Origin of the sequence: Vibrio sp. AIC-3 (assembly GCF_013114515.1) — a bacterium.
GTDB lineage: Bacteria > Pseudomonadota > Gammaproteobacteria > Enterobacterales > Vibrionaceae > Vibrio > Vibrio crassostreae_C.
In genome coordinates this window covers 198235-213552 of the sequence record NZ_VTXG01000002.1, presented here as the reverse complement: position 1 = coordinate 213552, position 15318 = coordinate 198235, and the positions used below count along the sequence as shown (strand labels likewise).

At 44.3% G+C, this 15318-nt stretch carries 15 protein-coding genes; 9 read left to right on the top strand and 6 right to left on the bottom strand.

Annotated elements, in window-relative coordinates; all coding sequences use genetic code 11:
• Positions 1–35 precede the first annotated feature (35 nt).
• Positions 36–257, bottom strand: a complete 222-nt coding sequence (locus F0229_RS02510) for a hypothetical protein (RefSeq protein ID WP_017057116.1) — start codon at positions 255–257, stop codon at positions 36–38.
• Positions 258–490: 233 nt separating this feature from the next.
• Entirely contained in the window at positions 491–1729 is a 1239-nt protein-coding gene (locus F0229_RS02505; RefSeq protein WP_171732170.1) for a DEAD/DEAH box helicase, read from the bottom strand.
• A 209-nt stretch (positions 1730–1938) separates the two neighbouring features.
• Between F0229_RS02505 and F0229_RS02500 the strand changes: the two genes are divergently transcribed.
• Both F0229_RS02500 and F0229_RS02495 read left to right on the top strand, forming a co-directional pair.
• Positions 1939–2568, top strand: a complete 630-nt coding sequence (locus tag F0229_RS02500; RefSeq protein WP_171732169.1) for a LysE family translocator — start codon at positions 1939–1941, stop codon at positions 2566–2568.
• Positions 2569–2719: 151 nt separating this feature from the next.
• Entirely contained in the window at positions 2720–3076 is a 357-nt protein-coding gene (locus F0229_RS02495) for a hypothetical protein (protein ID WP_017060329.1), read from the top strand.
• 143 nt (positions 3077–3219) lie between these two features.
• On the opposite strand, the gene F0229_RS02490 is transcribed toward F0229_RS02495, so the two are convergent.
• Positions 3220–4344, bottom strand: coding sequence for a M14-type cytosolic carboxypeptidase (locus F0229_RS02490; RefSeq protein ID WP_017060330.1), 1125 nt, complete (start codon positions 4342–4344; stop codon positions 3220–3222).
• A 135-nt stretch (positions 4345–4479) separates the two neighbouring features.
• Positions 4480–4755, bottom strand: a complete 276-nt coding sequence (locus F0229_RS02485) for a nitrogenase-stabilizing/protective protein NifW (RefSeq protein ID WP_171732168.1) — start codon at positions 4753–4755, stop codon at positions 4480–4482.
• Positions 4756–5062: 307 nt separating this feature from the next.
• Between F0229_RS02485 and F0229_RS02480 the strand changes: the two genes are divergently transcribed.
• From F0229_RS02480 to F0229_RS02470, 3 genes are all read left to right on the top strand, one after another.
• Positions 5063–6157, top strand: a complete 1095-nt coding sequence (locus F0229_RS02480; RefSeq protein WP_171732167.1) for a NapC/NirT family cytochrome c — start codon at positions 5063–5065, stop codon at positions 6155–6157.
• 16 nt (positions 6158–6173) lie between these two features.
• Complete coding sequence (locus F0229_RS02475) at positions 6174–8627, top strand: molybdopterin guanine dinucleotide-containing S/N-oxide reductase (RefSeq protein WP_171732166.1); 2454 nt, start codon at positions 6174–6176, stop codon at positions 8625–8627.
• A 142-nt stretch (positions 8628–8769) separates the two neighbouring features.
• On the top strand, positions 8770–8982 hold the full coding sequence (locus F0229_RS02470) for a TIGR02450 family Trp-rich protein (protein WP_171732165.1): 213 nt from the start codon (positions 8770–8772) through the stop codon (positions 8980–8982).
• Between the two features lie 49 nt (positions 8983–9031).
• Here F0229_RS02470 and F0229_RS02465 read toward each other — a convergent pair whose 3' ends face one another.
• On the bottom strand, positions 9032–9769 hold the full coding sequence (locus F0229_RS02465) for an HAD-IIB family hydrolase (protein WP_017060335.1): 738 nt from the start codon (positions 9767–9769) through the stop codon (positions 9032–9034).
• A 641-nt stretch (positions 9770–10410) separates the two neighbouring features.
• On the opposite strand from F0229_RS02465, the gene proV reads away from it, so the two are divergent.
• Genes proV through proX form a run of 3 tightly spaced genes read left to right on the top strand, consistent with a single transcriptional unit; the run spans position 10411 to position 13696 of the window.
• Positions 10411–11598 carry a glycine betaine/L-proline ABC transporter ATP-binding protein ProV gene (gene proV, locus F0229_RS02460; RefSeq protein WP_171732164.1) on the top strand — a complete coding sequence of 396 codons (1188 nt, stop codon included), beginning with the start codon at positions 10411–10413 and terminating at the stop codon, positions 11596–11598.
• A 3-nt stretch (positions 11599–11601) separates the two neighbouring features.
• Complete coding sequence (proW, locus tag F0229_RS02455) at positions 11602–12696, top strand: glycine betaine/L-proline ABC transporter permease ProW (protein ID WP_171732163.1); 1095 nt, start codon at positions 11602–11604, stop codon at positions 12694–12696.
• Positions 12689–13696, top strand: a complete 1008-nt coding sequence (proX, locus tag F0229_RS02450) for a glycine betaine/L-proline ABC transporter substrate-binding protein ProX (protein ID WP_004734648.1) — start codon at positions 12689–12691, stop codon at positions 13694–13696. The genes proW and proX overlap by 8 nt, the downstream gene beginning before the upstream one ends.
• A gap of 204 nt (positions 13697–13900) precedes the next feature.
• Here proX and F0229_RS02445 read toward each other — a convergent pair whose 3' ends face one another.
• Positions 13901–14275 (bottom strand): nuclear transport factor 2 family protein, encoded by a 375-nt coding sequence (locus tag F0229_RS02445; protein WP_171732162.1) that lies wholly within the window; start codon positions 14273–14275, stop codon positions 13901–13903.
• 141 nt (positions 14276–14416) lie between these two features.
• On the opposite strand from F0229_RS02445, the gene F0229_RS02440 reads away from it, so the two are divergent.
• On the top strand, positions 14417–15283 hold the full coding sequence (locus tag F0229_RS02440) for a LysR family transcriptional regulator (protein ID WP_171732161.1): 867 nt from the start codon (positions 14417–14419) through the stop codon (positions 15281–15283).
• Positions 15284–15318 lie beyond the last annotated feature (35 nt).

The following is a 15318-nucleotide window of genomic DNA, read 5'->3' as shown; positions in this document are numbered from 1 at the left end:
ACAGCGATTATGCTGGTTGGATTACTCTCTTTGTCCTACTTGTTACCCCAGTGGTCACTTACCCAACCACCTATGTGCTCATCAAAATGACTGCCACTGAACCTCTGGTTGCGTTCAACCGAAGTATCACAATCATCTTTATTATCTATTAGGGTTTGTATGTAGTTTGCCATCGGGTCATTGGAACGTTGACGATCTCGGCGAGTTGCCACTTCCTTAATCAGTTGTAATCGATATGTAGAGCTAGCACGTTTCATTTCAATGACCTCCTGTTGTAGACACTAATAGAAAAATCTAGTTGCTAGATATAGGGGCGTCAACGTGATTTAAGAGTATTTTTTTTGAGCAACCAAGAATCAATACGTTGGCATCATAATTCACAAAAGTGTCATTTAAGTTGGCAACTTTAGGGAAGTTTTCGGGTGTGAATTTGTATTTTGTTGCATATAAAAAAGCCCAGTACAAACTGAGCTGACCATTCTATTTCTGGTTACTTAGAGCTATTTGGTTTGCTTTTAAATTGCTTAATGCTTTTCTTTTTAGCTGTTCTTCGATTGGCCATTTTATCTTTAGGTGGACGCTTGCGAGCGGTCGTTTCAGATGCAGGTTTGTCGGTAACCGGGAAACCCTCTAATGGTTGCAGCACTAACGGCTTATTGGTCAAGGTGCGAATCGCATTGAGGTAGTCAGTTTCGCTGTGGCTAACCAGAGAGACCGCGCAGCCAGTACTTCCTGCTCTTGCTGTACGACCAACGCGGTGTACGTAAGTTGCTGAGTGAGAAGGTAACTCAAAGTTAATCACAATAGGTAGTTGATCAATATGGATGCCTCGAGCCATCACATCAGTCGCGATAAGCACACGAGTCTCGCCATTTTTGAAACTTTCTAATGCTTGCTCTCGTTCTTCTTGGCTCTTATTTCCATGTAACGCACTCACACTGATTTTGGCTTTATTCAATCGTTTGGTTAATGCATCGGCATTGTCTTTTGCGCCAATAAATACCAATACTTGCGGCCATGTGTGTTGATTGAGTAGTGCGATGAGCGCTTGAGCTTTACTGCCTTTGTTCACTAAATACAGGGTTTCTTCAATAGTCGCGACCACGCTGTTTTCTTGATGTGTCGTGACCTTAACTGGATTTGAAAGAAGCTCTTCAGCCTGACCTACTAATTCGGGCGGAAGTGTCGCAGAGAACAACAGTGACTGACGTTTGCTCGGTAGTGCTGAAGTAATCGCTTGAATATCTGGCCAAAATCCCATGTCGATCAGGCGGTCGGCTTCATCAAGAACCAATGATGAACACCGAGCTATATCCAGTTCATCACTTTTGATTAAAGCAAGTAGGCGGCCCGGTGTGGCGATGGCTAATTGTGGTTTAGTCGATAATTGTTGCTGTTGATCATCAGTATTTACGCCGCCCGTTAGCGTTACCAATTTGATATTGAGCGTTGTCGCGATCGGTTCTAAAGATTTGGTCACTTGAGATGCAAGTTCACGGGTTGGAACAATGATCAGTGCTTGCAGTTCATTCACATCTTGGTTGATGTTATTCAGTAAAGGTAAGCCGAACGCCAATGTTTTACCGCTGCCCGTTTGAGCCAATGCGAGTACGTCTTTCCCCGCAATAATGGTAGGAATTACCGCTTGCTGTATCTCTGTCGGCTTATTGAATTGAGATGAGAGCGCGGAGACGGTTTTTGCGTTAAGGGTTAGGCTATCAAATGACATAAATGAACCAAGTATCAAAAAGGAGGTGGAGTCTATCAGGGCTACAAATGTTAGAGAATCAGTTTTGTATGTTAGACGATAAACACATTCATTATACGCGCGAATTATGTCTGTTAGCTATACGCGATAATTAAGCGTTTATCATATTGTAATGGCACTGAATGGACGTACAATGTCCGCCCTAAAAATGTTCATGAAATGAGATCGAAATGAGTTGGGACAGTATCTGGCTGTTTATCGTTATCGTGTTTTTTATTGCCATTATCCCGGGCCCAAATGCGCTGTTGGTATTAAGCACAGCCTTAACTCAAAGGAAGCTGTTCGCATTTGTGAACGTGTTGGGCGTGTCATGTGGTTTCTTTTTTCATGCCTTTATCTCGGCTAACGGCATAAGCTTATTACTGTCGAACACTCCCATGGCCTTTGAAGGGCTAAAGTGGGCTGGGGTTTTGTATCTTGTCTGGCTTGGGTATAACCATTTTCGTGCGGCGCTGCGCGCTCAAGAGGGCGTGCTCTCTGTGGTCAGTGCATCGGGAAGTAAGCTTTATAAGCAATTTTTCAAAGGGCTTCTCACTAATCTACTGAATCCTAAAATTGTCCTGTTTTATCTTTCTATATTCCCTCAATTTGTTTCAACAGATGCGATTGTGACAGACAGTTTGATACTTGGTGCAATTCAAGCGTCAGTGGTGTCGATGTGGTTCTTAGTTGTGATCTTAATGGCGGATACCTTTAAGCGCTTGTTAGTTCAAAAGCGCACCTCGCAAATGATGAACATTGTGTGTGGGATTCTATTCGTGGGCTTCAGCATTCAGTTCTCATTTTTTACTGAATGCTAAGCAATCAGTGTTTCTCTGTATAAATCTCTAAAGCATTAGCTCGGGAAGTCGATATAATTATTAGCTATCAATTTGGTGAATGTGTTTATTTGAGACCAATTGAAGCTACAGCCTATTGCTTGACCGAAATAACAGAGACAGGGAGTCACCAATGCGTGAAGATTCATTCACCCAGAAACGCAAATATTACCGCTTAAAGTACCCTCAAAAGGCTCGTCCGGTGATGCGAATTAAGGATGAGCTTTTTCATGTCAGCGAAGTTTCTGAAAAGGGTGTACGCCTGATGATGCGTAACATCATTCCGGTTTATCGTGGCTTTTCAATGGCCGGCACCTTGAGGTTGCATGACAACAACAGTATCGATATTAGCGGTGCTGTATTGCGACAAGAAGGTGACGAAGTGATCGTTCAGTTATCACAAGGTCCGAGCTTCAAAGATATGGTGTCTGAACAACGCCACATTAGGCAAAGATACCCAGTGTTTTTTGCTAGCCTCAGAGTGGCATAGAAAGCTTTTAAAGTTAGATTCACTCATCCAAGCCGATATTAAAAAGCCCAGCACTTTCACAAGTGCTGGGCTTTGTTCTATCTATAGCCCAGATTCTTATAAACCAAAGGCGATACAGGTAAAGCTAATGAGCTTAGTTCGCCTTATAGCTCGTCTACTGTAGCCCAAACTGCGGCTAGCATATCGTGACCAAACGCGACACTTCGTTCTGGAGACCAGCCGTAAAGTTCGTCAGCGTGACTGATGTGATCTTTAAATGGCATCTCGACGGTGTAAGCCAAACACTTGAATTGCTCACCAATCCAGTTTGTGCCAACTGTCATGTTTGCTTTGCCTGGTTCGTCTTTATCGTAACCAAATTCATCTTGGAACTCTGGCGTGATAGTGAGTAGTGCTTGCTTGAAGTGGCTCTCTAGCTTCGCGATGCGCTCGTTGTAAGAAGGTGTGCCTTCGCTACCTGCTACAAAGTTATATGGAATCGCTTCGTCGCCGTGAATATCTAGACACAGGTCAACGCCCGTTTCCAGCATACGCTCGCGAACAAGGAATACTTCTGGGCTACGTTCCATAGACGGCGATTGCCATTCGCGGTTCAGGTTTACGCCAATCGCGTTAGTACGCAGGTGACCACGGATGCTGCCATCTGGGTTCATGTTTGGCACAACGCGGAACACAACGCTGTCTAGAAGAGAGCGACCAACCGTATCTGTTTCATCAAGCAGACGTTGTAGCAATCCTTCAATCAACCATTCAGCCATGGTCTCACCAGGGTGTTGACGGCCAATTACCCAAATGTTTTTCTTCTCTTCACTTGGCTCGCCGATGGTTAGCAAAGTGATGTCGTTGTTGTCTAGCGTCTGACCTAGAGTTTCAAGCTTACAAGCAGGGTGCGTTTGAGCATTGTGCAGAAGATCTTGGTGACGATCGTATGAGTACGGCGCGAAGTACGCGAAGTACATTGAATCGTGTTCAGGGATGATATCGAAGCTTAATGTATCGCCATCGAACTGAGATGGGATACGGAACCACTCTTCACGGTCATACGATGCAACTACATCGTAATCTTTCCAGCCTTCAGGGTAGGCAGATGTTGCCAATTGACCGATTTCAAAGTGGTGAGATTGTTGAGCTTCACTTTCTAAGCGGAAGTGAAACCACTGAGAGATTTCAGTTTGGTAGTCTGCTGGGATCGTCAGTTGAATGTTTTGTGGTGAATCTGCAGAAACGACGTGAATGTTGCCGCTTTCGAAATTGCTGAAAATTTTCATTGTAGTTTTTATCTCGTAGTTGAGTTGCCGTAAGACTAGCACACTTTTTTTCGAGCAAACCACTAACTAAATCGTAATGAGATGTTATTTCAACTATCTACTTTTTAGTTCTCTACTTTGAGCAGTACTTCCTATCTATCGACGCTGACAAGTTGTACACCCACGACAGGCTGAACGTGTGTGGCGATCTAACTTGCTGCGTTGAACCTTACAATAAGCGTTTTTCAGCGCTCTTCTTCCTGAGAACCAATCATCGGGTTTTAACAGGATCAGATAACCATTAAAGAGTTTCATAAGCTCGACTCTATTTTGGTTGATGAACTTGCTATCAAACCCAATTTCGAAGTAATCAAGCGCTTGTTCAATCGAGGTGAAACTCGCCATTTTTTGTTGGAATTCTGTTTGGTTCATTGAGTGAGGAGTTTATGAAAAATAGATAGCCAATATTGTAATAGATTTACAATTTACTTCTTTGACTTAGAAAGCCGTTTTGTCTCGTTGATGTTGGATTAATCAATAATGAATATTTAACCGCTGCTTCTTATTTGGTGGGTGATTGTATCTGGTGGGGAATAATTTCGTGAAGTGACCTTGGGTTCTCATAAAGGTTCAATTTTTGTTCCTCAGAATGCGATTTGTGATCCAAATCAAACTGATCTACCCCTAAAGTACTATTCTGATCTTAATTGTAACCAATTGTTGAAGATGATTAAGAATTATGACAATAAAAAAAAGTTATATCGCACTAATAGCGGCGGTTGGTATAGGTATTGGCTGGTTAACCTTAGGGGGAACTGCAGCCGTTATGCACTATACATCGAGCACTGAGTTTTGTGTTTCTTGCCACACAATGGAAACACCCCACAAAGAATACCAAGGTTCAGTTCACTTCAGTAACGCAAAAGGCATTCGAGCTGAGTGTGCTGATTGCCATATCCCAACGGATCCGATTGACTACGTGATCACCAAAGTAAGAGCGTCTAAAGACATCTACCACGAATTCATCTCAGGCAAGATCGACACGCCTGAAAAATACGAAGCACACCGTGAAGAAATGGCTGAAACAGTATGGGCTCAATTCCGTGAAAATGATTCAGCGACGTGTCGCTCTTGTCACGATTTCGATGCTATGGAAGAGTTCGAGCAATCTCGTGATGCGGCGAAAATGCACGCTTACGGGAAAGAGAATAACCAAACGTGTATCGACTGTCATAAAGGCGTCGCGCACTTTGCCCCAGAAGCTCAACTAGACAGCAAAGCCTTCGAGACCTTGATTGCCTTTACTCAAAGTACGCCAGTAGATGCGAAAGTGGTTTACCCAGTAACCGACATTGCAATGGGCGAATTTGGTAACCTAAATCCAACAGCAAAACTAGAAGTGGTTAAAGCTGAAGGCGACAACCGTACTGTGACTCTGAATGCTTTCCAAATGAAAGGCGCAGAGCAAGTGCTTTACTTCGGTGAAGGCCAACGTGCAATCGTTGCGACACTAACTGATAAAGGTCAAGAAGCCCTGACTACTGGTGAATACGAAGCCGATGCTTATGGTAACGAGTGGCGTTCTGTTGCGTTAACGGGTGACATTACTTCGCCAGTTGTTGATAGCCTAGATCCAATCTGGTCTTACGCAGAAGAGTTAGACAACGTCTACTGTTCGACTTGTCACGCAAAAATTCCTGGTGAGCACTTCACTGTTAACGCTTGGGGACCAGTAGCTAAAGGTATGGGAGCTCGTACAGATATCTCAGAACAAAACCTTGAACTTCTGACTAAGTACTTCCAAAACCACGCGAAAGACGTTGTTGGCCACTAATAGTAAGGAATAAAAAATGACAGATATTACACGTCGCGGATTTTTAAAAGGCACAGGTATGACTGCTGGTGCGATGGCGTTTACATCGTTCTCTCCAATGTCGGTCGCTTCGTCAAACACGCGTGGTAAAGGTGTTCTAACGGCAGGTCGTATGGGACCAATGCTGTGTGAAGTGAAAGATGGCAAGTTAGTGTCGACCACGAATGCGGTACCTCAAACCGTTTTTAACAGCCTTCAAACCACAGGCCCAGATCAAGTACACACCAAAGCACGTATTAAATACCCTATGGTGCGTAAGAGCTACTTAGATAACCCGTTAGCGCCTAAAGCAGAGCGCGGTAGCGATGAGTTTGTTCGCGTATCTTGGGACGAAGCTTACAAACTCATACACGAACAACATATGCGTATTCGTGCAAATAACACCCCAGATGCAATTTTCGCAGGTTCATACGGCTGGCGCTCAAGTGGTGTGCTTCATAAGGCACAGACTTTACTTCAGCGTTACATGGGCATGGCTGGTGGTTACTCTGGTCACATGGGCGATTACTCAACAGGTGCTGCGCAAGTTATCATGCCGCACGTTGTGGGCTCGATTGAAGTATATGAGCAACAAACAACGCACCCAATGGTGCTAGAACACAGTGATGTAGTTGTACTTTGGGGCCTAAACCCAATGAACACTTTGAAGATCGCTTGGAGTTCTACAGACTGCTCAGGCTTAGAGTTCTTCCATCAGTTGAAGAAGTCGGGCAAAACGGTTATTGCTATCGACCCAATGCGTTCTGAAACTATCGAGTTCTTTGGCGACAACGCTGAGTGGATTGCTCCACACCCAATGACTGATGTCGCGATGTTGATGGGGATTGCTCATACGTTAGTTATCAAAGGTAAACACGACCGAACGTTCATCGAAAAATACACGACTGGCTATGATGTTTTCGAAGATTACCTAATGGGTAAAGAAGACGGCGTAGTGAAAGACGCACAGTGGGCGTCGAGCGTGTGTGGTGTGCCAGCTAAACAGCTTGAATTGCTGGCTGATATTTTTAGCAGCAACCGCACAATGTTGATGGCAGGTTGGGGTATTCAACGTCAACAGTTTGGTGAGCAACGCCACTGGATGTTAGTAACTCTTGCTGCAATGCTTGGTCAGATTGGTTTGCCAGGTGGTGGTTTCGGCTTCTCTTACCATTACTCTAATGGCGGTAACCCATCTCGCGATGCTGGCGTATTGCCTGCAATGTCTGCATCTTTAGGTGCTGTAGCGGGTAGTGATGAGCGAGGTTGGTCTGCGACAGGCAAGGTGATCAACTCGTTCCCTGTTGCTCGTATTGTAGAAGCCCTAGAAAATCCGGGCAAAGCGTACAAGCATAATGGTCATGATCGTGTATTCCCAGATATCAAAATGATCTGGTGGGCGGGCGGTGGTAACTTCACTCATCACCAAGACACCAACCGTTTGATCAAAGCGTGGCAGAAACCGGAATTGGTTGTTATTTCTGAAATCTACTGGACCGCAGCTGCGAAGCATGCAGATATTGTTTTGCCTATTACAACATCGTTTGAGCGTAATGACCTGACGATGACTGGTGACTACAGTAACCAGCACCTAGTACCAATGAAGAAAGCGGTTGAGCCACAAGGTGAAGCGCGTAATGACTTTGATGTATTTGCAGACATGTCAGAGCTGTTAGCTCCAGGTGGTCATGAAGTATACACCGAAGGCAAAACAGAAATGGAATGGTTGTACCAATTCTACAAGGCTGCTCAACAAGGTGGTCGCGCTGCACGCGTGGCTATGCCGAACTTCAGCAAGTTTTGGGAAGACAATCAACTGATCGAAATGAAGTGGAACGAGAAGAACGCACAGTTTGTTCGTTACGCTGACTTCCGAGAGAATCCAATCATGAATCCACTAGGTACACCAAGTGGTAAGATTGAAATATTCTCAAAAACGATCGAAGGTTACCAACTAGATGATTGTCCTCCACATCCAACTTGGATGGAGCCAACCGAGTACACCGGCAATGCTAAAGATGGCGAACTGCAATTGATGACAGCGCACGCGGCGCACCGTCTACATAGTCAGTTCAACTACGCGAAGATTCGTGAAGAGTACGCGATCGCAGACCGCGAGCCGATTTCAATTCACCCTGAAGACGCAAAAGCGCGTGGCATTAAAACAGGTGATTTGGTTCGTGCCCACAATGGTCGTGGCCAAGTATTGGTTGGTGCATTAGTGACTGATGGCATCAAACAAGGCTCTGTATGTATCCATGAGGGCGGTTGGCCAGATTTAGATAAAGATACAGGCCTATGTAAAAACGGCGGCTGTAACGTACTTACGTTGGATATTCCGACCTCTCGTTTGGCAAATGGTTGTGCAGCGAACTCTGCGCTTGTGAAAATCGAAAAATACACAGGCCCGGTCTTAGAATTGACGGCATTTGATCCACCTAAAAATGGCTAATCTTTAACGAGAAATAGCTAATCGAATGAAGCCAGCCTAACCGCTGGCTTTTTTATGATCTTTTTTGCGATGGAAAGACTATTACTGTATGTCGAGTAGACAACCCATAATAATCAACGACATCAAAGAAAGAGAGAAGCCCATGAATCGGATCAACCCAAAGAAGTTATTTCGTAGCAAATGGACAGCCGTTAATCCTGTGAAGAGAGAAAAGCACTTTATGGTCACAGAAGTAGAATTTGATGAAGGGGAGGTCGTGCGCTGCATGATAGAGGCGGTAATGACCAAACGAGAAGAAGACATCAATTGGCGAGAGCTTACTGATAATCAAAATTGGCTCCCAGGCTGGAAGTAGGGCTAGAAGCCTGTTTGATCAGAATCTGTTGTTCATGGTGAACTGCTGTTTATCGGATACTCGACGACTTCTGTTGCCAATATCTGAGCCCTTCAAGAACACCTTCCGCATGAGTTGCTCTACTGGTATACACATTGTCTCGGTCAGAAAGGTGAGCTACTTCAGGGTAATGGTTTGCCACCAAAATCGAGTTAACGCCTTCTATTGTCAACATTGAGGTGTCGTTAGCTGAATCACCGGCAACGCAAACCTGGTCAATGCTCAAGTCGTGTTGCTTCAAAAGATGGTGGATAGCGGTTGCTTTGTTGACTCCCTTTGGTGTGATGTCTAGATACCAGTCGTGTGAATACGTTAGGTGGACATCTAAGCCGTGTGACTGTAAGTGAGATTCGATCAATGCATGTTGTGGCTCAGACAGCTTACCTTCAAACGTCATCTTGTAATCACCTTGATGATTCTCTATACGCTCGCCCATAAAGTCGAGTGGTGCGAGTGCGGACTCGACTTTTGACTTATTCCATGAAGCCTCGAGTTGTTGGTGCCAGATATGGTCGGGCTTTTGAGAGTGGTTATGATGAATCCTGGTACCAACATCGCTGATAATACTGTGTGGTTCTGGGTAGTTGTTTGATGCTAAGCCGTCTTGAATAGAGGGTAACGTTCTTCCTGTTGCGATGATAAAGCGGATATCAGGTTGCTCGGTAAGGTAATCGAAGAATTGGTTAACTCCATGAGAAGAGCCTCCATCCAGCGTTCCGTCAAAGTCACACACCAGCATTTTTATCATTCGAATTCCTTGTCTTTTTCTCTCATTCATCGCGGGGAAAGGTTTATTTCATTTATAAAGAATGGCTCAGCAGTGAGCACTCTACAAGCTTAATTCCAGCTTAGGTAATCGCCAATTGAGAGTTTGTAGCAAGTATCACAGTTGGTGTGATGTATTAAAATTCTTGGTTGAAAAGGTTGATTTCAACTTGCTGACTTTAGCCGGTTGACCTTTGGTTTTTAGGTAGAGATTGAGAGTTGATCTTATCTTTCCTACCGAGCTAACTTTCGACTCGGAAACATCATGAAAGCTTAATAAATAGTTCGTATTCGAATTATTTGTACACGAACTAATTGTGGCTTTTGTTGGTTCATTCAGCCTATTAATTACTCTAATGTAAAATTAATATTCAATAATCTACGACTAAGTAATACATAATATTGGTAGTGCGTCTTTCTAATTTATCCCTTTAATTATCAGTGGCTTGTTATGTTTTCGCTTGTTTTTTTGTCTTGCTGTCACTGATCTGGTTTCGGTCTGTCACCTTGTTTTACCGAACGAAGTTCCTTGATTTGCATGTGCTAATTACTTAGAGTGCTAATTGTTATTCGGGTTTAAATAACCATTTTTAAGTTTAAATAACTGAGAAAGGATTAGATTACATGGATCCCATACTGGAAGTTAAGGGACTGTACAAGGTGTTTGGTGAAGACACCGACCGTGCTTTTACAATGATTAATGAAGGCGCAAATAAAGATAAAGTTTTCGAAGAAACAGGGCTAACGATCGGCGTTAACGATGTTTCTCTTAGTATTCAAGAAGGCGAGATTTTCGTCATAATGGGACTGTCAGGATCTGGCAAATCAACCCTAGTACGCCTTCTTAACCGCTTGATCGAACCTACCAAAGGCAATGTGCTTCTTCGAGGCAAAGACATTGCCCACATCTCAGAAGATGAACTCCGCGAAGTTCGCCGCAACAACATCTCGATGGTTTTCCAAAATTTCGCTTTGATGCCGCATATGACGGTTATCGAGAATGCCGCGTTTGGTCTAGAGCTTGCGGGTATTGAAGTTGAACAACGAAAGCAGTCAGCACTTGAAGCGCTAGAACGTGTAGGTCTTGGCGCATATTCAGAGTCTTACCCAGATGAACTGTCTGGTGGTATGAAGCAGCGTGTTGGTTTGGCTCGCGCTTTAGCATGTGACCCTGACATTCTGTTAATGGACGAAGCGTTCTCTGCACTCGATCCACTGATTCGTACTGAGATGCAAGACGAGTTAATCCGACTTCAAAATGACGATAAACGAACGATTGTTTTCATCTCGCATGATTTGGATGAAGCGATGCGTATCGGTGACCGAATTGCGATTATGCAAAATGGTGAAGTGGTTCAAGTGGGTACTCCTGATGAAATCTTGAATAGCCCTGCGAACGACTATGTTGAAGCCTTCTTCCGTGGTGTGAATGTCGCAAGTGTTCTTACCGTGAAAGACATCGCACGCAAGAAACCTGCAGCGGTATTTAAGAAATCTGAACACGATGGTCCAGCCTCGGCTCTGCAAATCTTGATGGATAACGACCGTGAATACGGCATCGTTGTTGAGAAGAGCAGTCACTACTCAGGCATTGTTTCTATCGACTCCCTTCGCAAAGCACACAAAGAGAATAAATCATTGGTTAGCGCTCAGCTAAGTGATGGTTTAACTCTCAATCCAGATTTACCAATCAATGATGTACTTGGCCTTGTTGGCGGTGTGCCTTATTCCGTTCCTGTTGTGGACGAGCAAGGTAATTACTTTGGCGTTGTGACTAAGTCACGACTGCTACAAACATTAGATAAGGGATAGATCATGTCGTCGGAACAAACAAATAATGACCCATGGTCGCAAGCAGCTCCTTCAACTCAGCCAGCAAGTGATCCTTGGGGCCAAACAACGGAAACTGCACCATCTGCGGATTGGCTAAGCAGCGAAACCGTTGAGGTTACGCCTTTTGACCCACTGAACCCTTTTGCTGAAGCTGTACTACCAGTCGATACTTGGGTTGAGTCTGGTCTGAATTGGTTGGTTGAACACGGACGCCCATTATTCCAGGCAATCCGTGTGCCTATCGATTTTATCCTAAGTTCATTTGAAACGGCGTTGGTGTCTACGCCAGCACCATTCATGTTGATCATCTTGTTTCTAGTGGCATGGCAGTTTTCAAACTTGAAGCTTGGCGTTGCAACGGCCGTATCTTTGACTTTCATTGGCTTGATTGGCGCTTGGTCTGAAGCAATGACCACATTGTCACTGGTCATGACATCCGTATTCTTCTGCCTATTGATTGGCTTACCCATGGGGATATGGCTCGCTCGAAGTAACACGGCGGCTAAATTCGTGCGCCCAATTTTGGATGCTATGCAAACCACACCAGCCTTCGTTTATTTAGTACCGATCGTCATGTTGTTTGGTATCGGTAACGTTCCGGGTGTCGTGGTGACCATCATATTCGCACTTCCTCCTGTTGTTCGTTTGACCATCTTGGGTATTCAGCAAGTCCCGGAAGAATTGATCGAAGCGGGTCACTCATTCGGTGCAAGCAAAAAGCAGATGCTTTACCGAATTCAACTGCCACTTGCATTACCAACCATTATGGCTGGCGTAAACCAAACACTGATGTTGTCGCTATCTATGGTGGTTATCGCATCAATGATCGCGGTAGGTGGTTTAGGGCAAATGGTACTGAGAGGTATCGGCCGTCTAGATATGGGACTGGCCGCTGTTGGTGGTCTCGGCATCGTTATTTTAGCAATCCTGCTTGACCGCATTACTCAAGTTCTCGGGGTAAATGCAGGTAATACAAAATTACGCTGGTACCACATGGGCCCTGTTTCTCTTGTGCTCAATGCGATAAATCGCGGTAACAAATCAGAACTACAATTAAGGAAAAACACCAATGAATAATTCATGGAAGAGCAAACTTGCAGTTAGCATCGTTTCTACATTAGCAGTATCAACGAACGTGTGGGCAGCAAGCTTACCGGGTGAAGGTGTATCAGTTCAGCCAGTTCAATCGTCTGTAGCGGAAGAAACATTCCAAACGTTGATTGTTAACCGCGCCCTTGAAGAGCTTGGCTACGACGTGAAATCTACGCAAGAAGTGGATTACAACGTAGGTTACACCTCTATCGCAAAAGGTGACGCGACGTTCCTAACAGTAGGTTGGTTCCCGCTTCATGCTGATAAATACAAAATGGCGGGCGGCGATGACAAATTCTACCGCGAAGGCCAATATGTAAGTGGTGCCGCTCAAGGTTACCTAATTGATAAGAAAACGGCTGAAAAATACAACATCACTAACATTGGTCAACTGACGGATCCGAAAATCGCGAAGCTGTTTGATGCTGACGGTGATGGCAAAGCAGACCTTACAGGCTGTAACCCAGGTTGGGGTTGTGAGATGGTGATTGAACACCAACTTTCGGCATTCAAATTGGACGATACGGTGACTCACAACCAAGGTAACTATGCGGCGATCATCGCAGATACAATTTCTCGTTACCAAAAGGGTGAATCAATCCTTTATTACACGTGGACACCTTACTGGGTAAGTGGCGTATTGGTTCCTAACGAAGATGTAGTTTGGTTGGAAGTACCTTTCTCAGCACTTCCTGGCGAGCGTTCGAATGTGGATACAACGTTATCTAACGGCAAAAACTACGGCTTCGAAATGAACTCAATGCGCATTATTGCGAACAAAGAGTTTGCTAAAAACAACCCATCAGCAGCGAAGCTTTTCGAAATCATCAAACTTAACATCAATGATGTAAGTGCTCAGAACATGATGATGAGTAAAGGCAAGAACAGCTCTGCGGATATCGAAGCGCACGTAAACGGTTGGATCAAAGCGAACCAAAGCACGTTCGATGGTTGGATTACAGAAGCGAAGAAAGCAGCACTGTAACTTTGACTTGTATTTGCTCTGTCTTACCAGACATTTTGATTTGAAATGATGAGCGTGTTGAGTGATTGTGTAGAGTCACTGAATCACCTTCAAATCAAGTGAAAAGGCGACAGAGTTAAACATTAAAAAGCCAGCAGTCCATTTGGATTGCTGGCTTTTTGTTTTCTGTTTTTATTTTTGAGCTTCTATCTTTTAATTACAGCTCTAGCGTTCGCCTTGAACTTCGAAGTTGTCGCTTACTAAGCGAGCGCAACCATCCGCTTCTAGTGCCCAGTGCTCACGATGTACAACACCAAACGCTTTGTTCATTGTCCAGCTAGCGGTAAGAATGTAGCCGCCTTCTGGGTGCTCTTCCCACTTAACATCGGTGTAATCAACGTCTTTGAAGCCTTGGTCGATGATGTTTTGCCAAAATGCTTGAATCGCTTCACGACCTTCAAAAGTACCAAATGGACGCGCTTCCATTACACAGCTTTCAGTATATTGATCGGCACAACCTTTCGCATCTTGGTTGTTGAAAGCCTTTTGCCACGCGTTAATGCCTTGCTTACATGCTTCTAAAATTTGGTTGTCTAACATTGTCTTTCTCCATAACAGTCTTGTTTCGAGCACTGTCTTTTTTATTTGGTATTTCGATAAGTTGAATTGAGTTTAGTCTTGGAAATTAATTTGAAAAACAGAGATAATGGAAAATACTGTTTGTAAAAAGAGAACAATAAGATGAGTAAGCTAAAGCAGATGTCGATTTTCGCTCATATCGTAGATCAGGGTTCAGTCTCGGCTGCGGCTGAAAAGTTAGAGTTGTCTAAATCTGTCGTCAGTCAACATCTCAAAATTCTAGAACAAGAGTTAGGCGCCTCTCTCCTTAAACGCACAACACGAAGACAAACTTTGACAAGCATGGGTGAGCGCTTTTATTTGAGTTGCAAAGACATCAATGTGATCGCTGAATCGGCTTGGGATATGGCAAAAGCCGAGCTAGAAGAGCCACAAGGCCGGATTCGTATCACAGCTCCGAATGCCTTGATGGATTTATTGGTAGCGCCTGTTATTGCCGAACTGATGAAACAATATCCGAAGTTAAAGCCAGAACTGATAAGCGACGATCAGCATTTAGACTTCATGGAGCACGATATTGATCTCGCGGTACGAGTGGGCAGTTCTCGTGACAGTAACTTAAAGCAAAAGCGTTTAGGTGAGTTTAAAGATGTGTTATGTGGCGTTGAAAGCATGCGTAAACGTGAGCTTGAATCGATTCCTTACATTGCAAACTCTTGGCAGGGAAAGCAGGTGACTCATCATTTTAGTTCTCAAACTGAGCAGGACTTTGTCTACCAACAGCAAGCTAGTTGCGTCACCAATTCGTTCCACAGTTGCCTTGCACTGATTAAATCTGGCGTCGGTATCGGCGCTATTCCAGACTTTTACCTTCATCAGCTATCCGGTGAGGTGGTCGACATGATGCCAAGCTTTCAATTACCCACTAACACGGTTTATGCGCTAAACCCATTCGCTTCAAATACGCCTATCGCCATCAAGCTGTGTATCCAAGCGTTGGAGGAAAAGCTCAAGTGTAATTTGGTTTAAAGCTTCTCGTTATAATGCTGTCTTATTAGATGATG